The organism is Varibaculum vaginae, assembly GCF_900604285.1.
GTDB lineage: Bacteria > Actinomycetota > Actinomycetes > Actinomycetales > Actinomycetaceae > Varibaculum > Varibaculum vaginae.
In genome coordinates this window covers 86,441-104,156 of sequence record NZ_UWNY01000002.1, presented here as the reverse complement: position 1 = coordinate 104,156, position 17,716 = coordinate 86,441, and the positions used below count along the sequence as shown (strand labels likewise).

Below are 17,716 nucleotides of genomic sequence, written 5' to 3'. Positions count from 1 at the left end.
GCCTGGGAATAAAACAAAGAGGGCGGGGATGCACAAAACTTGCGTCCCCGCCCTCAAAAAACTATTTACTGTTATTAGTCATCCTGATTTAGGATTTCGCCGCTGCCCTCTATTTGACGAGTACCGCGCTGCACCGCAATCTTGCGGGGCTTGGCCTCCTCAGCTACCGGAATAACCAGCTTTAGCACCCCGTCCACATACTCTGCCGCTACCTGATCCAGGGCTACGCCATTACCCAAGGTGAGTTGGCGAGCGAATGTACCGAAGGGACGTTCATGGGTAAGCCACTGGGCGCCCGCGATTTCGGGGGATTTGCGCTCGGCACGAATAGTGAGGGTGCGATCCTCAATATCGATATCTACGCTGGCTGGATCCACCCCCGGTAAGTCAAACAGGGCAATGAACTTTTCCCCATCACGATACAAATCCAGGGGCATAGCAGCCCGAGAAGGACCTTGACGCATAGCGTCATCAAAAATCGCTTCCATCTGACGGAAGGGATCATACCTGCGAACCATGATTACTCCTTACCCCCGCTGAAGCCGCGGGAAATCTTCTTGCCGAGAAGTTCTCGGCCTCACGTTTTCTATACTGGCACTCTATGCGCTAAAGTGCTAGCAAATTATTCCGGGGGCGAAACCTTAAGCCCTATAGACTCAACTTTAATTTTTTATTTCCCTCCATCTCCCCAAAATCAAAAAAATGCTTTTACCAGCAGATACAACTCCCTTTCCCTACCCACTGGAGGTCTCACACCAAAATGCCGCCCCAAAGCCGCCCGAAAACCGCTCGCTACTGAGAAAATAAAAACATGAGCACGCGATACCTACCTTTATTCGTCTACGGCACCCTGAAACTTGGTTCGCGCGGCTTTGGCTCTAGTCTGAAAGCCGCGGTGACCGAATTCGCCCCGGCATATCTACAGGAGGCCTCCCTGTATATCGGAGCCTCCTACCCGATGGCAATCCGTTCTATCGGCGGAACCGGAATCGTAGGACAAATTCTCTTAGTAGAACAGCGCCTATTTGAAGAAACCCTCGAAGAACTCGATGAATACGAGGGATACCTGGGAGAAGGCGACCCCAATAATATGTACACCCGCCAAACTGTGCGAGTAGAGGTATTCCCGGACGAGGACAGCACCTGGGAAGGCCCCACCCAAGATGTACAAGCCTACGTTTATATGGCTACCCCCGATTCCTTCCGTGAGCACCGCAGCGAACTGGTACTGTCTCCCAGCGGAAATTGGGAAAATCACGAGGAAGAATGGGAAGAACTTTCCCCCACCCTCGATAATTTTGAAGACCCAAACTACGACGAGCGTTTTGCCGACGACGAGGGCGAGAACAACCTAGACCACTAAGCCTACTTTTTTCCTTTCACCCCCGCTGCCAAAGACTGCTGGTACTTCATCATCACCTGTTGCTGAGACTGCTGCCCTGCCAGGAACCAGCGGCCATCAATTTCCTGCCAGCCCATTATCTGTAAGGGCATACCCTTTTTATCCTTAATTAATACTGCTTTTACCCTGCCAGCATCTGCCGCCTTTTCGGGCACAAATACCATATCTTTTAGCTTGATAGCGGGATTATCTGGCACCTTCGCAAATGCTTTTTTCGCAACAGACGTGCACTCCCCCACACTATTACTGTTTCCTTTGGATTTTTTACCCAAGGCTGCCACCAGTTCCCCGCGTGCAGTCGGAGAGCTAAGCCCACATAGAGTTTCGGCGTCCTTATCCAACAGCGCCCCATAATAGGACCGCGCCCCTTCCTTGGGGGAAGCCGCCCCCTCGGAAGCAAAGAGCTTTTGCAAAATCCCACTAGCATAAAGCCCTACTACAACCAGGGCAATAATTGCTAGTACCCCTAAAATCCAACCAGCGACACGACGAGAATTCGAATGCGCCCGCTTAACTGACTCAGATTTCTTTACCGATATCTGGGAAACATCAAAAGAACTCCCGGCTGACAGAGCCGAAACTTCCTCGCGGTTAACATGGCCTCCAACTTGGTTACCCCAAACCCGCACGTCTTCATCTTTTTCACCGGCTACAGCTGATTTTTTCGGTGATTCTTGCCCACTACCGGCCAAAGGTAAGATTTCAGGAATACGAAATTCCTGGCCATCAGTCTCTCCGCTGGTATCATCAGTTTCCGTAAGTTGGTCAGGATGCTCATCTTCTCGTTGTAATTCCACATCCTTACCTGGCAGGAAAGAAACTTGTTTCCCATCCTCCTCACTGGTTTCTGGCACGGAATTTTCTTCCCCGTTCGCCGCCGGCGAAACCTTTTTCGAATCCTCGGAGCTCTTATTGGCATCACCTAAGCCATGCCCAGCCGTTTCTTCTTTATCTTCTTCCTTACTCATAGGGCGATACTACCGGGAAAACCCTGCTAAATGCTTATCGATATGCCACTAACGCTCGCGAAGGAGAGTAATCTCCGATACCCTGAAAACAGGTCAAATAGAATCAGGGTTATAAAACAGCTGGTTAAAGGCCGCTAAAAGATATTTAGATAACTAAGTTGGGATAAGTAATGGCAACCGCAGAAAAAGATAAGAAAAAACCGACCGTAGTACCCACAACTGAGGAAGCCAAGGAACTAATCCCTGCCAATAATATTGCGACGGACCAAGGTCAGGGACTGACCACGGTTGCCGACCAGGTAGTAGCCAAAGTTGCCGGCCTCGCCATTAAAGAGATTCCGGGAGTTTATGATCTGGGCACCTCCGCTGCTCGCGCCCTAGGAGCTTTGCGTTCGAAAGTTGGCGCCTCCGAGAGTATCACTCAGGGAATTTCCGTAGAAATCGGGCAGACCCAAACCGCACTAGATGTGGTGCTGATTGTGGAATACCCCCACCCGGTGCACCAAGTAGCCGACCAGGTACGGGAAGCGATTTTCTCCGCTGTCGAGGGTCTGGTGGGCTTGGAAGTTACCGAAGTAAATATCAAGGTAACTGACGTTCATGTCCCTAGCAACGAGGACGAGGATGAAAAGGAAAATAAGGATCTGAAGTAATCCTCGCCGGAAAGGAAAATAAAATGACCACCATATCCGGTATTTTTTTTGGTGCTTTCCTGGCCTATATGGCCGTGGCTCACGGGTTTTTTGGATTTCTAGTCTCCGTTCTTTTTATGTCCATTGGGGCAATCTTAGGGAGAGCAGCTGCTGGCAAACTAGATCTGAAAGGCATTGGTGAGGCTCTAATCGGCAAGCACACTACCACCTCCGATTAAGGAGGAGGCGGTAGATGTTATCCGCTACGGAACTTTCCAAACTCACGGGAATCACCACGGTTTCTGCTCGTGCCATCCAAACCATTGTGGCTGCTACCGCCGAACGTCGATTCAGGGTTCCCAATGAGGTAATAAAGGTCAGTACCCACGATGACCAGGGGCTATTGGGGATAGATATTTCTTGCCCCTTAAATTCTGATGCCCTGAACACCATTGAGCATACCCCGGACGCTTCCGTGTTTTCCCTGGCAAGTCAAGCGCGAAAAGATATCGTTACCCGCGTTAGCAAAATCGCGGGGGTAAAAGTTGGGAAAGTGAACCTGAGGCTAACCGGAATACACAGACAGACAGAAAAGAGGCGGCTGAAATGAACAATAAAACTGGCCAGCCGCGGCTATATGTTTCCTATCTAGTTAGACGAGAAACCCACTCCTCACGAGCGTTAATCAGTATCACCCTGGCACTATTCTTCATTGCTGGGCTAGGGTATTTAGCCACGGAGGGAGCGCTGTCCGCGTTAGGACGTCCTCCCTTGGTAATTAGTCCCCAAGATTTGTGGGAACAGACTCCCGCTGTTTTGCAGGAGAAATACCGCTCTCTAGTTTTCCTCGTAGGACTAATGCTAGGGCTTTTAGGGCTGGGGTTAATAGCAAAAGCGCTTTTCCCCGGAGTGCTCAGTAAACATGCATTAAAGGATGAACGTGCCGCTTATGTGGCCGATGACAGGGTGATCGCCTCCGGAATTTCCCGCTTGCTGCGCGAAGAAGCTAGGCTCCCTGCTGGAACGGTGACTACCGCGGTCAGTAAACGCCGCTCGCTAAGCACCATTACTCCCAGTACCGGTCGTCCGCTTGACCAAGAACAAATGCTCAAGTTCACGAAGGACGAAGTTACTTCTTGGCAGCTGCAGCCGCGGCTAAAAACCGCAGTTAAGGTCACCATCGAGGGGAGGCTAGAAAAGTGAAGAAACTACCGCGGGCATTGAACCGGATTCTTCTGTTTGTCTTCGGTTTGCTTTTTTTAGCCACCGGAGCAGCACTGGTGGGAGTGACAACCTATGCGCCGCTGCGCGAGCTGGCGTTTAAATATCGCTCACGTCTAGACAGTGGATACGCTTCCCTAGCTCAGCAAGCAACTTTTCAAGTCTCCGGTTACCAGTTTTCTTGGGTGCAGGTGGGACTGATTGCAGTCGCGATTATTGTCGCCCTCTTGCTAATCACTTGGATCTTTTCCCAGGGAGGCGGCAAGATCCGCTCACTGGCTTTAAATGCAGCCGGGAAAGATTCCGAAAAAGAGGGCGAGATTACCGCCGAATTGGGTTTAATCCAAGACCTTATCGAGCAGGAAGTCACCGACAGCCGCTGGATCTCGTCTTTGAAAGTGGCCTCTTGGGAAGTCAAGAAACGGCCCGGACTGCTGCTAAGTGCCGCAGTTTATAAGGGAGCGAACCCTCAGGAAGTAAAAGCTGAGCTTAAACGGGCAATCGCTACGCTTGATCAGGTTTTAGGAATAAAAATGCCGATTCTGGTGCGATTAACCACGAATTGGCGAAGTAACTTAGGATCTGCGGACCGCGTAGATTCATAGAAAAAATAAAGGAGAACAATATGGGATTAGACGACAAGATTAAGAATGCCGCTGAAGACTTGGGTGGCAAGGCTAAAGAAGCTGCTGGCAAACTCAGCGGAGACAAGAACGTAGAAGCCGAAGGCAAAGTTGATCAGGCCAGCGCAGAAATCAAAGAGAAGGTTTCTGAGTTCTCGGATAAAGCCAAGGACATGGCCGAAGAAGCCGGCGCAAACCTGAAGGCTGCTGCCGAAAAAATTAAGGAAGGTTTCTCTGACGATAAGTAAATCCAGAGAAAACTAAGCTTTTAAAGTAGCTAATTTAAGGATCGGGACGCTACCGCCTCCCGATCCTTTTATGATTACCTACCTAAAGTCTCTAGGGTCTATACACGCGGTCGTGCTGGTTAAAAACTTGCAGTTAATCCAGTTGCGAGGGCGAAACTTTAGTTTCGTCGCCAATACGCATATCAGCGATTTTTCCGGCAGCGCGCAGCTCTTTTAAGCGCGGAACCATCCGCCGACAAATTCCCCAAGGATCAATCGTGTTCAGATAAATTCGGGTTCCGCCCTCAAATCCTGCCAGGGTAGAAATCCGCCATTTAACTAAAATCCGCCAGCGCATCGGGGTGGAAACAGAAAGTGGACGGTGATACCACTCTTCATTACAGGGAACATCTGCACCGGTAGCCGCATGAATAGCATGCAAAATATCGGATACTGCTCGAACTTTCTTTTCTTCCGCATCCCATGGATTACAAGGTTTACCCAACGGCCAGACTGCAATTGTGGGATAACGATGCCCCACCCCAGCCATCGCAATCGCGTCCTCGTTTTGCGCCAAAATCAGACCACGAGTTGCTCTAATTTTTAAAATAGTGTGGTAAATATCAGGATCTTTGCGCAGACGATCGCGTTCCTGCACAGTCTGAACCGGAAATTCATCAATCGCGACCAGCTGTTTATGCAGGTGATCAAAACTGGCGCCTGCCGGTTTTAACCAGTTCTGGAAAGTCGCCACATATTTAACCGCCGGATCCAAATCATATAGATCCCGCAGGGTACGGGCAGTGAAAGCGGTGTAAGCATTATGTTCCTCGGGGGTAAGAGTGCCCGTCGAAGCCAATTGGGAAGAATTTGTTGCTCCCGGAACAAAATGCCGGTTAGCCACAATCAGATCGTGTCCGCCCGAAAAGAAAGAATTGGCATGCCCCAGCATCTCTGACTCGCTCATACCGGCTATTTCTGCATCGCCCATACCGTATTGACGTAACTTAGCCCCCACCACCCGCAGTATATGGTCATATCCGGTAGGGGTAGACAGATATTCTGCCAGATGTTGGCGTTCCTTATCTGAAGGCTGATGCCCATAGTTAAGGTTCCAGTATTTATAGGAAACAATCTCAAATAGGTTAGGAATCCGGCGAAAATCTGCCGGATATTTACTCAGCTGATCAGCTGCTAGCCCTTCTACAATCCGATAATCCCCGCAACTAGTAGTTTTATCTGCAGGTAATTCCGAACTCCCGAGCACAATCCGTGATTTTTCAGGCGGGGTTTCCAGATAACGATCGGAGCAGAAAGCACAGCTAGAGGTATGGTCTTTTGCAGTGATCGGCGTAGGGTTAACCTGTGGTTTAGCCAGAGGCCGATGCCCTCGCCCCGGAACGGTCCACACCTCAGTTCCGGTCAGCTGGTTTCGCTGTTTAACGGTTCCATCGGCCAGTTTAACAAGGGCGCGCGCGGCTTCTGCTTCCTCTTTTGCCATACTCCCACCCTAGTTGCCAGCGACTACTTTTTCGTTCACCCTCGGCGCGTGTAAGTCAGATATCTTAAAACCATTAGGTCTGGTTTATAGTGAGCGGAAGGAAAGGAGGAAAGTTGATCAAGTATCTGGGATCTAAACGAAACCTGGTGCCAGCTTTAGGAACTATTGCTACCGCCGCCGGCGCCCACACTGCCCTCGATCTGTTTTCCGGCACGACCCGAGTTGCTCAAGAATTCAAACGCCGCGGAATCTTCACCACCGCCTGTGACCTGGCCTCCTATAGTTATCAGCTGGCACGTACCTATATCGAGACTGACGCGGATACGGTAGATTATGACGCTTTGCGCGCGCACCTACTGGCAATGAGCTCCCTAGATAGCAAAGAAGGTTATTTCACCGAAACTTTTTGCCGGCAGGCACGCTTCTTCCAACCCCACAATGGAGCACGCATTGACGCTTGTAGGGAGTATCTGGTTCCCCTTACTGACGACCCCCTCTTCCCGATATTGCTAACCTCGCTGATGGAAGCAGCAGACCGGGTAGATTCCACCACTGGAATCCAGATGGCGTATTTGAAGAAATGGGCACCGCGCTCCTACAACCAGCTAGAACTGCGTTTACCTAAGCTACTTCCCGGCAAGGGACAGGCACTACATGGCGACGCTCTCAATCTGGTTAACCAGGTACCGGCAGTTGACCTTGCCTACCTAGATCCCCCCTATAACCAGCATAGATACTTCACTAACTATCATATTTGGGAAACCCTAGTACGCTGGGACTCCCCGGAAACCTACGGGGTAGCCCGCAAACGGGTAGATGCCCGTGGCGATCAACACCGCTCAGCTTTCAACTCCAAGCGCACCATGGCACAAAGTTTCTTCTCCCTACTGGGGCGGGTGCGTGCCAAAACCATCGTGGTTTCCTATAACGATGAGGCCTGGATTAATGAGGACGAAATGATTAATGCCATCAGTAAGGCCGGGTTTGCCCGAGTTAAGAAATTTTCGTTTTCACAACGCCGTTACGTAGGGGCAAAAATTGGTATCTACGACCCCCGGGGAAATAAAGTCGGAAAACCAGGGGCAGATCGCAACATTGAGAATGTATTCGTGGGAGGCGAGAAAGCCACCCTTTCTAAAATCAGTACAGCTTTAGCGCCCTAAAACTAGCCACCGGTATAGGAAGGGCAGGTTTAATACTGCAGCCAGCCTTGTGCTTGCTTAGATAGCTGCTCCAACAAAGTTATAGCTTCTTGTGCCCGCGCTGCCGGAACCATCAGATGATCATGATACAGGCCGGATAAAACATTGCAAGGAATAGATTGACTGGCCAGTTGGGACGCCACCGTAAAAGTCAGCCCGGTTTCTTCTAGGGAAACATCACAGTCCAAAGTGATACGACGATAAATCTTTTTTCCCTCGGCAACCCCGGCAGCCTTTGCTTGTTCCAAGGGCACTATTAGAGTAAGTCCTTCCTCTTCCTTTATCTGGGCAAATGGCTCTAAACCAGTGGGTAAGCCTTCCCGCTCCGACAAGAACACATACTTGCCAAACATATGGGGATGCAGCTTAGACAATGCTAGGTCAAAGTCAGAATAAGAACTCATAGTTTTACGGTATGAGGATGGACGCTGCCCATGCTTTTCAGTCTCACTCTACGGTCGATTTTCCCCAATTCAAGCAGGTGAATACCAAACCTTTCAGGTTACGCTCAGCAACTTGTTTTAAAATATTCGCTTCCTAAACCTGTCTAAGAGGACGCAAACCTTCTACGCCCTACCCACAAATCAAATTCGAAAAAGTCAAGACATCCTGCGATAGACGCTCATAACTGCCCGCGCCACCGCAGAGGGCGCCTCTAGGGGAACCAAATGCCCGGCGCGCGGCACGGAGACTACCCGAGTGCCCAGCGCCTTGGCCATCGCCTCGGCTTGGGCAGAGGTGGAACTTTGATCTTGTTCCCCGCGTACCACCATTGCCGGAATCTGCGCTCGCCCCAGAGTTTCTAAACGCCCTGGACGTGCCGCTAACGCCCGCTGCGCCCAGGAAATTGCTTCGCCGGGAGCCTCGTTAATCCACTTTTCCATCAGCTGGGGAATCTTGGGGAAATCAGTAATCGTTTCTTTAGCCAGCATTGTAGGGATACCCTTTATCAGCTGTTCTTGTGCCCTGCCCACCAGCGCTCCTACCGCCATCTCGGTACGAGCTGCCCGTGCCTTAGGAGTGTCAATATCAGCCTTGGTACCAACCAGCACTACTCCGCCAACTAAACGCGGATGACGCTCTATCATTGCCTGGGCGGTATGTCCCCCCATAGAGTTTCCGCAAACCAGTACTTTTTCCGCACCTTCCGCACGTACCGCCTGGGCAACATAGTCGGCATAGATTTCCAAAGACGGCGGGTCAGTCGGAATTGGAGAATGACCAAACCCTGGGGGATCAACGGCAATCACTGGCACCCCCTCGAAGCGGCGTGCCACCCCCTCCCACATTCGATGATCATAAGGGAAAGCAGCTAGTAAAACTACTGCGGGAGTACTGCCTATTCTTTGCGCATCGCGCGTAAAAATCGCCACGTTCATAATTCCATCTTTGCACAGCTGACCGCTCAGCTTAAGAGGAATCGGCGCGAGAGTTGGGGTTTTCCGGAGACAGGAAATTTGCGCATCGCTAAGCGCAGCTATAAACCCCGTTCCCAACAGGAACGATGCCAGTGGCGGCGCTCATCTAGAGCGGAACGCTGACCAAAAAGAGAATCAGTCCGCCAAGCCACCACATGTGCCTGCCCAATCTGGATTTCTTGACTACATCCGGGGCAACGATAGACCTTACGCGCCTGCGAAAGATACTGCACCTGATAGTCTCCATCCGCTCGGGAAACTGCCCGGGGCATAGAAGCTAGAGAATCCATCCGCAAAGGGCGATACTCACCCCAGGGACGCTTACGAGATCGTCTGGCCACTTAAAACGCTAAGGCTCCCCGCTTATAGACCCGCATGGGATTCAAATCGGCATCGGTAACCAGTAAATCCGCAGACTTTCCGGGGGCTACCTCTCCCAACTGGGAGTTACCCAAGATTTTCGCCCCCTGCATTGAGGCGCAATACACCGCGTCTACCAGGGGAATCCCCGCTTGATGCGCGATCTTAACCTGGTTAATCAGATGAGAAGTCCCTCCGGCGAATCCCCCACCAGGTTGATTCAAGGTAGCTACGCCCTCTTTAACGGTTACAGCTTGCCCACCAAGGACGTAATCACCATCTCCCAAACCAGTCGCCGCCATCGCGTCGGTAACAAACACCATTTGTTCCCGCCCTATAAGTTCGTACACGTTACGAACCAGCGAGGGGGCGACATGTACTCCATCAGCTATAAGTTCTACAATCACCCCACCCCCAGCAGCATCCGCTAAAATCTCGGGAATCGGACCGGGATCACGATGATGCAGGGGAGCCATTCCGTTAAACAAATGGGTAACAGTAGCATGCGGGCAGCGGGCACGCGCGGAATGTTGCAAGGTCTGCCGCACTTCTACTAGTGCATCTCGCATCTTTTGGGAGCTGGTATCAGTATGTCCAAAAGAAGGCACTGCCCCACCGGCAATCAAAGTTTCCGCCACCCCGGATGGGCCCATCGCATAGGGTTTTTCGGGGGCAAAGGTCATCGATACGGCGTAGCCCCGCGAGACAATCAACAATTCTCTGGCTAGGGGCGCGTTGGGAGCTTGAATATGTGCGGGATCTTGCGCGCCACAATGACCTTGAGCTATGAAAGGTCCTTCAAAATGGATACCAGCGAGTTTTCCGGACTCGCACAGTTCCGCCAGCATCTCAGCTTTTTCTCGTAGCACCATCGGAGACTGCGTGACCAGTGAGGCCACCAGTGAAGTGGTTCCCCAACGCAGATGCTCAGACACTGCAGCCAGCGCTTGTTCTTTAGTTTGAATGTCCGGAAAGGAGACTCCCCCACCGCCATGACAGTGCACGTCGATTAGACCGGGAAGCACGTAGCGATCATCACTGGGAGATTCCGCAGCTAAAATTTCATCACCAAAACCGACCTCTTTGGCGGCAGTTGCTTCCCCCACCCAGGCAATGGCATCTCCGGAAACCACTACTGCCCCATCAGTAATGATGCGATTCGCGGTAACTACTCGCCCGCGTAGTGCATAAACTTCACTCATAGCTGCAATGCTCCTGCCCGCTCAGTTTAATTTTCATTGCTTAAAATAGACGCGATTCCGCGTCATCCACCCCTCGCATCGTATCGTAATCCAAGGTTAGACAACGAATTCCTCTATCCTCGGCTAGCGTTCTGGCCTGGGGTTTAATCACTTGAGCCGCAAATATTCCCCGCACTTCCGGCATGAGCGGATCACGGGAAAGTAAATCTAAATAGCGAGTTAATTGTTCCACCCCATCGATTTCTCCGCGCCGCTTCACTTCAATGGCCACATGATTGAGATCGGGGTCAAAAACCAATAAATCTACCGGACCTACCGGGGTAGGGTATTCGCGCCGAATTAGTTCCCATCCAGACCCGAGAATTTCGGGTACTTGCGCCGCTAGCAACTCTTGCAAATGCGCTTCAACCCCATCTTTTTGCAACCCGGGATCTACCCCCAACTCGCAACTAGTTTCCGAGAAAACCTCCCCGATTCGCAGCTTTAACTGGTCCCCAGTTTTTGCCGATTCCACTAGCCAAATCTGCTCCACCCCAGCTGCCGTGTCCTCCGAACTCACCTCGATTTCCTCGATAGTAGCCGGACCGGCCATCCAGTTTAGGGGTTTATAGGAGCCACCATCGCAGTGGATAAGCACCGAAGAATCCGCTTTGACCATAATCATTCGCGGCACCATCGGCAAAAAAGAGGTTAGACGACCGCTGTATTCAACAGAACAATTAGCGAAGAGAACACGCATGAGAATCTATTCTAAAGCAAAAAGATTTTAATCCCAGGATTGGGGGATTTCCCGCGGAGGCGCCGCCTCCGCCCAAGATACTAAACCAGCATGATCGTCCTCGGAAAGAAACAACCAAAAACGATGGGAGCCCACACTAACCGGTACCGCTACGTTACGCATCCCTTTTTTAGAAAGATAGTTGTGAACCTTACCTAACTCTACCTGCCGACGCGGCCAGGTCTTATTGGGATGAAACGAAAGACCCGCCGCCTTGTACCAGTTTAAAGACTCGGCCTCATAGACTGCACAACCCTCGGTCCAACCTGAGGTGACATCCGGGCGGTAAGAGCATAGGAAAGCCCCCTGGCGATAAAGACGATTCATTCGCCACAGAAAATAGGCGGCGACTAGAGCCACCAGAGCTGCAATCACTAAGATGATTAGCAGGAAAAATTTTAGCGCCGTCATGGCCTAACTATAACCCTTATAGACGATTATTTTCGGCTTAAAGCCCATCAACTACGATGGTTACCCGATCCTCGTCAACAGAGACGAATCCAGGAACCACCTCAAACTCCTTAGCACCCGGATCATTTTCCTTTGCGCCAACCTTTACTGTACCAGCGGTAATAGTTGCCAAAAGCGGAAGATGGCCGGGTAAAATCCCCATAGAACCTTCGGTAGTGGGCAGGGAGACGAATCCCGCCTGCCCACTAAAAAGCTCCCCAGAGCGGGTAACTAATCTAACCGAAAGCGAACTCATTACGCTACTTCTTTCTGTAGCTGCGCCCAATTGCGTTCCAGATCTTCTATGCCACCGATATTGAAGAATGCCTGCTCCGGAATATGGTCGTATTGGCCTTCGCAGATACGCTTAAAAGCTTCGATGGTTTCTGAAAGCGGAACCGTAGAGCCTTCTACCCCGGTAAACTTTTCCGCCATATAGGTGTTCTGGGATAGGAACTGCTGAATCCGGCGCGCCCGGTTCACAGTTAGTTTGTCCTCTTCGGAGAGCTCATCCATACCTAGAATCGCAATAATATCTTGCAGTTCTTTATTCTTTTGCAGAATTGTCTTCACCTGGGTGGCTACTTGATAGTGCTCTTCACCCACATAGTTGGGATCCAAAATCCGTGAAGTTGAAGCCAAGGGATCAACCGCCGGATACAGACCACGCGAAGCAATATCACGCGAAAGCTCGGTAGTGGCATCCAAGTGCGCGAAAGTGGTAGCCGGAGCGGGGTCAGTGTAGTCGTCAGCAGGCACGTAAATAGCTTGCAGCGAAGTAATAGAATGTCCTGCTACCGAAGTAATCCGTTCTTGGAGCAGCCCCATCTCGTCGGCCAAGTTCGGCTGGTAACCCACTGCCGAAGGCATATGCCCAAGCAGAGTAGAAACCTCTGATCCCGCCTGTGTGAAACGGAAAATATTGTCGATGAACAGCAATACGTCCTGGTTTTGCACATCCCGGAAGTATTCTGCCATGGTCAAACCGGTTAGTGGAATACGCAACCGCGTCCCCGGAGGCTCATCCATCTGCCCGAATACCAGTGCGGTCTTATCAAATACTCCCGCTTCTGCCATTTCATGGATCAAATCATTACCTTCACGGGTACGCTCACCAACACCGGCGAATACTGAAACGCCACCATGGTCTTGGGCTACGCGCTGAATCATTTCCTGGATCAACACGGTTTTGCCTACGCCCGCGCCTCCGAAAAGACCGATCTTGCCACCCAACACATAGGGAGTTAGCAAGTCGATAACTTTAATCCCCGTCTCAAACATTTGGGTCTTAGATTCCAATTGGTCGAAAGAGGGCGGATCGCGGTGAATCGGCCAACGTTCTTTAATTTCGAGGGTTTCGCCCTCTTCTAAGTTTAGGCAATCGCCAGTTACATTAAATACGTGTCCCTTGGTTACATCGCCTACCGGAACCGAAATAGGAGCGCCGGTATCGGTAACCTCTTGACCACGCACTAAACCATCGGTGGGCTTAAGTGCGAGGCAACGAACCACATCGTCCCCCAGGAACTGCGCCACCTCCAAAGTAAGCTTATGAGGGGCTTCCTCTCCCTCAATCTGGATCATTGCCTCCAGCGCGTTATACATTTCAGGCAGATGATCGGGCGGGAACTCCACGTCCACAATCGAGCCGATCACCTGGGAAACCCGTCCCACGCCCGTAGTCCGTTCGGTATCACTCATTAGAGTCTCCTTATTCCTTGTTTCCTCTAGCGACCGGCGGCCAAGGCTTCTGCCCCGCCGACGATCTCAGTTATTTCAGTAGTAATTTCTGCCTGCCGCGCGTTATTCGCCAGGCGGGTGTAACGCTCAATCATATTTTTGGCGTTATCGTTTGCGGTATGCATCGCGGTTTGCCGACTGGCCAGCTCACTGGCTGCTGCCTGCAGCAACGCTGACCTGATCCGCGAGCGCACATACATGGGTAGGATCTGATCCAGGACTGCCTCGGGACTGGGCTCAAAATCATACAGAGGAGGCACCTTGCCCTGGGGAGGATCCAGATTAATGTCCATCTCTTCTGCTTCTTCTTGCGAGACAACCTCTAGAGGTAGCATCTTACGCACTACCGGAACCTGTTTAACCATATTCACGTACCGGGTAAACACCAGGTATACCTGTGCCACGCCCTCGTGAATCACGTCCGCCAAAAAAGTTTCGGTAAGGACGTCCGCAATTTCGTAAGACTGCTCAATCGTCGGGGAATCTGAATTACCCGTCCATGACTGCTTAACCGGAACACCTCGGAAGCGGAAATAACTTTCTGCTTTACGCCCATAGCTATACAGCACTGGCTCTTTTCCCTGCGCCTGTAGCTCTTCAATCAGTTTTTCGGTTTCCCGTAAAATAGAAGCTGAATAGGCTCCCGCTAAGCCGCGATCTGAAGTCACGCACATGACCGCTACCCGGTCAGTATCGGTTCGTCTACGGGTAACCGGATGATCAAAGGAAGAGTGCAGTGCCAAAGCTGCCAAAGCCTGAGTAAGCGCCGAATCGAAGGGCGTGGACTGAGTGGCAGCTGCACGGGCCTTCCCGATACGTGAGGCCGCAATCAGCTCCATAGCATGAAAGACTTTGGCCAGCGTCTGCGTGGCCTTAATCTTCTGCTTATATATCCGCTGCTTTCCGCTCAAGGTTAATCCTTTTTGTCTTTCTTATTGTGGCGATCTACCACCAGTTGTTCGCTGTCACGCTCAGCTTCGGAAACCTCTTCGGGAATCTGAACTTCCGATTCCAATACTCCCTGCGAAGAAACAAATCCCGCTCGGAACTTTTCCACAGCCTCTTTCAAGGCTTGCTCCATATCGGAATCAAACTGTCCAGTTTCTTTAATCTTGCTGGGAATATCTGAGTTGGCGTGCAAATAGGCAAGCATTTCTGATTCAAAGCGGTGAACATCACTCACCTCTATATCGTCCATGTAGCCACTATTGCCAGCCCAGATAGAGCAAACCTGATCTTCTACCTCGTAGGGGGTGGCCTGCGGCTGACGCAACAGCTCCATCAGACGTTCCCCTCGAGTTAGCTGGCGTTTAGTGGTGGCATCCAAGTCGGAAGCAAACATGGCGAAAGCTTGCATATCCCGGTACTGCGCCAAAGTAATCTTTAAGGTACCGGAAACTTTCTTCATTGCTTTAACCTGCGCATCCCCGCCTACACGCGAAACGGAAATACCTACGTCCACCGCCGGACGCTGGTTGGCGTTAAATAGATCCGACTGTAAGAAAATCTGCCCATCGGTAATCGAAATTACGTTGGTGGGGATGTAGGCCGACACATCATTGTCTTTAGTTTCAATCAAAGGCAAGCCAGTCATCGAGCCTCCACCCAGCTCATCCGATAGCTTCGCGCAGCGCTCTAGCAGCCGAGAGTGCAAGTAGAACACATCGCCCGGGTAGGCTTCGCGCCCCGGCGGGCGACGCAGCATCAGGGAAACGCTGCGGTAAGCCTCGGCCTGTTTGGAAAGATCGTCAAAAATAATTAGGACGTGTTTGCCCTGGTACATCCAGTGTTGACCAATAGCCGAGCCGGTATAGGGAGCCAGGTACTTAAACCCGGCAGAATCAGAAGCAGGAGCCGCCACGATAGTGGTGTATTCCATGGCTCCCGCGGCCTCTAACTGTCCGCGCACACTGGCAATGGTCGATCCCTTTTGCCCCACAGCCACATAAATACAGCGTACCTGCTTGTTGGGGTCACCGCTTTCCCAGTTCTTGCGCTGGTTAAGAACAGTATCAATCGCAATCGCAGTCTTGCCGGTCTGGCGATCACCAATAATTAACTGTCGTTGGCCGCGCCCAATCGGAATCATAGAGTCGATAGCTTTCAGGCCGGTTTGGAGTGGCTCATGCACAGATTTACGCATCATTACCCCGGGAGCCTGCAACTCCAGGATACGACGTCCCTCGATATTTTGAATCTCACCCAGACCGTCCAGAGGCTGCCCCATGGGATCGACTACTCGCCCTAGGTATCCGTCACCCACAGGAACGGATAACACCTCTCCGGTACGCCGCACGGGCTGGCCTTCTTCAATACCTGAGAAGTCTCCCAGAACGATTGCGCCAATAATGCGATCTTCTAGGTTCATTGCCAATCCGGTGGTACCATCAGCGAACTTGAGAAGTTCGTTCGCCATCGCCCCCGGCAAGCCCTCGATCCGAGCGATACCGTCAGCCGCCATTACTACGTGCCCAATTTCGTCCTCGGTAGAGCGCGTGGGCTCGTAGGAGCTTACAAAGTCCGCGAGGGCGTCACGAATCTTCTCCGGTTGGATTTGAAGTTCAGCCATGAAATTGCCTTTTCCTATCGTTCCGGTACTACCCGGCCAGTTTTTGCTTAGTTTCTTGAATAATGGTGGCCACGGAGCCATCGAAAATCTGGGAACCAACCCGAACTTTCATCCCCCCGACCACTAAAGGATCTACGCTCACCTGCAGGTGAATGTTTTTTTGACAGCGACGAGACAAAATATCCCGCAGACGCTCAGCTTGTTCCGGTTCCAAGGGCATTGCCACCTGCACCGTAGCTACCAAGAAATCTCCCGCAGAGGCCAGGTCACGACGCATGTGACGTAGCGTTCCCGTCAGGGAAACCGAGCCCTCTATTTTGGTGTCACGGTTAATGGATCTAACTGCTCGCGCAGCCAAGGTAGCTGCCGGACGGGATAGCTGTGAGCCGACAAGTTCTTTTAACAGCCGCACCCGATATTTGGGATCGCGATTGCGATCCGAAAGCGCCGAACGCACCTGATGATTCGCGCGTACGAACTGTTCCAACGAGAACAGCTCGTCTGAGATCTTGATGGCTTTGTTATCTGCCAGAGCACCACAGCGCACCGCATATTCGCCCAGTCTTTCAATCACGGTAGGTAATTCCTGGGAGGTAGGGACATCCGCCAGCGCTGCCGAAACTGCTTGCTTAGCAATATCTGACAGTTCGGTAGCCAATGCGAATAGCAACCCGGACCGATCTTGATGGCTACGAGCCGGATCGGTAAGCGCCAAAGCAATCCTAGATGAGCCCTGTACCAGATCAGAGAGGACGAAGAGACTATCTGCCCAGTCGTAACAAGTCTCAGCTGCTATACCCGATTGCCCGGCTATAACCCCCTTGCCCTTTTCTAGGGCTTGCCTACTGGATGCGCGCATTATTTCTTAACACTTTCCTTTTCACCGGAGGTTTCCAGCTGATCCAGAAAACGATCAATTACTCTTGCAGATAGTTCCCGATCGGTTAATTGTTCACCGACGATGTTTTCTGCCAGATCTGCAGCCAACATCCCGACTTCAGTCTTGAGAGAAATCTCTGCTGCTTGCCGATTAGCCTCTAGTTGCCGCTGCGCGTTAACGCTGATACGTTCAGCCTCTTCGGTGGCCTGAGTCTTTGCTTCAGCCACAATCCGTTTCGCACTTTCTTGTGCCTCGGCGCGAATCTGGGCTGCTTCTTCGTGAGCTTTCCGCAACGCCAATTCGGATTGGGCGTTAGCATCAGCGATTGCTTGCTTTGATTGCTCAGCCCTTTCCAAACCTTCCCTAATGGTGGTAGCACGTTTGTCGGTAACTTCTTTGTACTTTGGATAAACAAACTTCAACATCACAATGAAGAAGATCGCCAGAATAATCGCAGACTGGACTAGCTCTGGGATCGCAGGCAGCAAAATATGGTGTTCACCTGCCCCGGCCTGCTGAATCATGTTTAACATTAAGGTTCCT

General features: G+C 51.5%; 23 protein-coding genes. 8 read left to right on the top strand and 15 right to left on the bottom strand.

The genetic code is table 11. From position 1 onward, the window contains the following. Nucleotides 1-74: 74 nt before the first annotated feature. Nucleotides 75-518, bottom strand: a complete 444-nt coding sequence (locus EFB02_RS06360) for an Hsp20/alpha crystallin family protein (protein WP_122820763.1) — start codon at nt 516-518, stop codon at nt 75-77. A 293-nt stretch (nt 519-811) separates the two neighbouring features. On the opposite strand from EFB02_RS06360, the gene EFB02_RS06355 reads away from it, so the two are divergent. Continuing rightward, nucleotides 812-1,363: a gamma-glutamylcyclotransferase family protein gene (locus EFB02_RS06355; protein WP_122820762.1), complete on the top strand. Its 552-nt coding sequence runs from the start codon at nt 812-814 to the stop codon at nt 1,361-1,363. Nucleotides 1,364-1,365: 2 nt separating this feature from the next. Here EFB02_RS06355 and EFB02_RS06350 read toward each other — a convergent pair whose 3' ends face one another. Next, nucleotides 1,366-2,370, bottom strand: a complete 1,005-nt coding sequence (locus tag EFB02_RS06350) for a hypothetical protein (RefSeq protein WP_122820761.1) — start codon at nt 2,368-2,370, stop codon at nt 1,366-1,368. Nucleotides 2,371-2,540: 170 nt separating this feature from the next. Here EFB02_RS06350 and EFB02_RS06345 point away from each other — a divergent pair, with 170 nt between their 5' ends. From EFB02_RS06345 to EFB02_RS06320, 6 genes are read left to right on the top strand one after another with little or no spacing between them, the layout of a single operon-like run. Further along, entirely contained in the window at nt 2,541-3,023 is a 483-nt protein-coding gene (locus EFB02_RS06345; RefSeq protein WP_122820760.1) for an Asp23/Gls24 family envelope stress response protein, read from the top strand. A 23-nt stretch (nt 3,024-3,046) separates the two neighbouring features. Continuing rightward, nucleotides 3,047-3,241: a hypothetical protein gene (locus tag EFB02_RS06340; protein ID WP_122820759.1), complete on the top strand. Its 195-nt coding sequence runs from the start codon at nt 3,047-3,049 to the stop codon at nt 3,239-3,241. Between the two features lie 14 nt (nt 3,242-3,255). Further along, on the top strand, nt 3,256-3,612 hold the full coding sequence (locus EFB02_RS06335) for a hypothetical protein (RefSeq protein WP_122820758.1): 357 nt from the start codon (nt 3,256-3,258) through the stop codon (nt 3,610-3,612). Beyond that, complete coding sequence (locus EFB02_RS06330) at nt 3,609-4,205, top strand: hypothetical protein (RefSeq protein ID WP_122820757.1); 597 nt, start codon at nt 3,609-3,611, stop codon at nt 4,203-4,205. Before EFB02_RS06335 ends, EFB02_RS06330 begins: the two co-directional genes overlap by 4 nt. Beyond that, on the top strand, nt 4,202-4,828 hold the full coding sequence (locus EFB02_RS06325) for a hypothetical protein (protein WP_122820756.1): 627 nt from the start codon (nt 4,202-4,204) through the stop codon (nt 4,826-4,828). The genes EFB02_RS06330 and EFB02_RS06325 overlap by 4 nt, the downstream gene beginning before the upstream one ends. A gap of 20 nt (nt 4,829-4,848) precedes the next feature. Beyond that, nucleotides 4,849-5,094 carry a CsbD family protein gene (locus EFB02_RS06320; RefSeq protein WP_122820755.1) on the top strand — a complete coding sequence of 82 codons (246 nt, stop codon included), beginning with the start codon at nt 4,849-4,851 and terminating at the stop codon, nt 5,092-5,094. 133 nt (nt 5,095-5,227) lie between these two features. Here EFB02_RS06320 and EFB02_RS06315 read toward each other — a convergent pair whose 3' ends face one another. Next, complete coding sequence (locus EFB02_RS06315; RefSeq protein ID WP_122820754.1) at nt 5,228-6,574, bottom strand: DUF4921 family protein; 1,347 nt, start codon at nt 6,572-6,574, stop codon at nt 5,228-5,230. Nucleotides 6,575-6,687: 113 nt separating this feature from the next. On the opposite strand from EFB02_RS06315, the gene EFB02_RS06310 reads away from it, so the two are divergent. Further along, the gene (locus tag EFB02_RS06310) at nt 6,688-7,737 is read left to right on the top strand and encodes a DNA adenine methylase (protein WP_122820753.1); all 1,050 of its coding nucleotides are present in this window, start codon (nt 6,688-6,690) and stop codon (nt 7,735-7,737) included. Nucleotides 7,738-7,766: 29 nt separating this feature from the next. Here EFB02_RS06310 and EFB02_RS06305 read toward each other — a convergent pair whose 3' ends face one another. From EFB02_RS06305 to EFB02_RS06250, 12 genes are all read right to left on the bottom strand, one after another. After that, the gene (locus EFB02_RS06305) at nt 7,767-8,180 is read right to left on the bottom strand and encodes an ACT domain-containing protein (protein WP_122820752.1); all 414 of its coding nucleotides are present in this window, start codon (nt 8,178-8,180) and stop codon (nt 7,767-7,769) included. A 195-nt stretch (nt 8,181-8,375) separates the two neighbouring features. After that, the gene (locus EFB02_RS06300; RefSeq protein WP_147471047.1) at nt 8,376-9,155 is read right to left on the bottom strand and encodes an alpha/beta fold hydrolase; all 780 of its coding nucleotides are present in this window, start codon (nt 9,153-9,155) and stop codon (nt 8,376-8,378) included. A 98-nt stretch (nt 9,156-9,253) separates the two neighbouring features. After that, nucleotides 9,254-9,535, bottom strand: coding sequence for an Rv1322 family protein (locus EFB02_RS06295; protein WP_234992763.1), 282 nt, complete (start codon nt 9,533-9,535; stop codon nt 9,254-9,256). After that, nucleotides 9,536-10,756 (bottom strand): N-acetylglucosamine-6-phosphate deacetylase, encoded by a 1,221-nt coding sequence (locus EFB02_RS06290; protein ID WP_122820749.1) that lies wholly within the window; start codon nt 10,754-10,756, stop codon nt 9,536-9,538. 40 nt (nt 10,757-10,796) lie between these two features. Next, nucleotides 10,797-11,495 (bottom strand): endonuclease NucS, encoded by a 699-nt coding sequence (gene nucS / locus EFB02_RS06285; protein WP_122820748.1) that lies wholly within the window; start codon nt 11,493-11,495, stop codon nt 10,797-10,799. Nucleotides 11,496-11,522: 27 nt separating this feature from the next. Continuing rightward, nucleotides 11,523-11,945, bottom strand: a complete 423-nt coding sequence (locus tag EFB02_RS06280; protein WP_122820747.1) for a DUF2550 family protein — start codon at nt 11,943-11,945, stop codon at nt 11,523-11,525. Between the two features lie 37 nt (nt 11,946-11,982). Beyond that, nucleotides 11,983-12,240 carry a F0F1 ATP synthase subunit epsilon gene (locus EFB02_RS06275; protein ID WP_122820746.1) on the bottom strand — a complete coding sequence of 86 codons (258 nt, stop codon included), beginning with the start codon at nt 12,238-12,240 and terminating at the stop codon, nt 11,983-11,985. Further along, entirely contained in the window at nt 12,240-13,685 is a 1,446-nt protein-coding gene (gene atpD / locus EFB02_RS06270; RefSeq protein ID WP_122820745.1) for a F0F1 ATP synthase subunit beta, read from the bottom strand. Before atpD ends, EFB02_RS06275 begins: the two co-directional genes overlap by 1 nt. A gap of 26 nt (nt 13,686-13,711) precedes the next feature. Further along, complete coding sequence (locus EFB02_RS06265) at nt 13,712-14,635, bottom strand: F0F1 ATP synthase subunit gamma (protein ID WP_122820744.1); 924 nt, start codon at nt 14,633-14,635, stop codon at nt 13,712-13,714. 2 nt (nt 14,636-14,637) lie between these two features. Beyond that, nucleotides 14,638-16,293 (bottom strand): F0F1 ATP synthase subunit alpha, encoded by a 1,656-nt coding sequence (gene atpA / locus EFB02_RS06260; protein WP_122820743.1) that lies wholly within the window; start codon nt 16,291-16,293, stop codon nt 14,638-14,640. A 28-nt stretch (nt 16,294-16,321) separates the two neighbouring features. Next, nucleotides 16,322-17,152, bottom strand: a complete 831-nt coding sequence (locus tag EFB02_RS06255; protein ID WP_122820742.1) for a F0F1 ATP synthase subunit delta — start codon at nt 17,150-17,152, stop codon at nt 16,322-16,324. Then, entirely contained in the window at nt 17,152-17,706 is a 555-nt protein-coding gene (locus EFB02_RS06250) for a F0F1 ATP synthase subunit B (protein ID WP_122820741.1), read from the bottom strand. Before EFB02_RS06250 ends, EFB02_RS06255 begins: the two co-directional genes overlap by 1 nt. Nucleotides 17,707-17,716: the final 10 nt, after the last annotated feature.

Coding starts and splice junctions, on each gene's coding strand:
- EFB02_RS06360 (WP_122820763.1), bottom strand. CDS start 518: ATGGTTCGCAGGTATGATCCCTTCCGTCAGATGGAAGCGATTTTTGAT.
- EFB02_RS06355 (WP_122820762.1), top strand. CDS start 812: ATGAGCACGCGATACCTACCTTTATTCGTCTACGGCACCCTGAAACTT.
- EFB02_RS06350 (WP_122820761.1), bottom strand. CDS start 2,370: ATGAGTAAGGAAGAAGATAAAGAAGAAACGGCTGGGCATGGCTTAGGT.
- EFB02_RS06345 (WP_122820760.1), top strand. CDS start 2,541: ATGGCAACCGCAGAAAAAGATAAGAAAAAACCGACCGTAGTACCCACA.
- EFB02_RS06340 (WP_122820759.1), top strand. CDS start 3,047: ATGACCACCATATCCGGTATTTTTTTTGGTGCTTTCCTGGCCTATATG.
- EFB02_RS06335 (WP_122820758.1), top strand. CDS start 3,256: ATGTTATCCGCTACGGAACTTTCCAAACTCACGGGAATCACCACGGTT.
- EFB02_RS06330 (WP_122820757.1), top strand. CDS start 3,609: ATGAACAATAAAACTGGCCAGCCGCGGCTATATGTTTCCTATCTAGTT.
- EFB02_RS06320 (WP_122820755.1), top strand. CDS start 4,849: ATGGGATTAGACGACAAGATTAAGAATGCCGCTGAAGACTTGGGTGGC.
- EFB02_RS06315 (WP_122820754.1), bottom strand. CDS start 6,574: ATGGCAAAAGAGGAAGCAGAAGCCGCGCGCGCCCTTGTTAAACTGGCC.
- EFB02_RS06305 (WP_122820752.1), bottom strand. CDS start 8,180: ATGAGTTCTTATTCTGACTTTGACCTAGCATTGTCTAAGCTGCATCCC.
- EFB02_RS06300 (WP_147471047.1), bottom strand. CDS start 9,155: ATGAACGTGGCGATTTTTACGCGCGATGCGCAAAGAATAGGCAGTACT.
- EFB02_RS06290 (WP_122820749.1), bottom strand. CDS start 10,756: ATGAGTGAAGTTTATGCACTACGCGGGCGAGTAGTTACCGCGAATCGC.
- nucS (WP_122820748.1), bottom strand. CDS start 11,495: ATGCGTGTTCTCTTCGCTAATTGTTCTGTTGAATACAGCGGTCGTCTA.
- EFB02_RS06280 (WP_122820747.1), bottom strand. CDS start 11,945: ATGACGGCGCTAAAATTTTTCCTGCTAATCATCTTAGTGATTGCAGCT.
- EFB02_RS06275 (WP_122820746.1), bottom strand. CDS start 12,240: ATGAGTTCGCTTTCGGTTAGATTAGTTACCCGCTCTGGGGAGCTTTTT.
- atpD (WP_122820745.1), bottom strand. CDS start 13,685: ATGAGTGATACCGAACGGACTACGGGCGTGGGACGGGTTTCCCAGGTG.
- atpA (WP_122820743.1), bottom strand. CDS start 16,293: ATGGCTGAACTTCAAATCCAACCGGAGAAGATTCGTGACGCCCTCGCG.
- EFB02_RS06255 (WP_122820742.1), bottom strand. CDS start 17,152: ATGCGCGCATCCAGTAGGCAAGCCCTAGAAAAGGGCAAGGGGGTTATA.
- EFB02_RS06250 (WP_122820741.1), bottom strand. CDS start 17,706: ATGTTAAACATGATTCAGCAGGCCGGGGCAGGTGAACACCATATTTTG.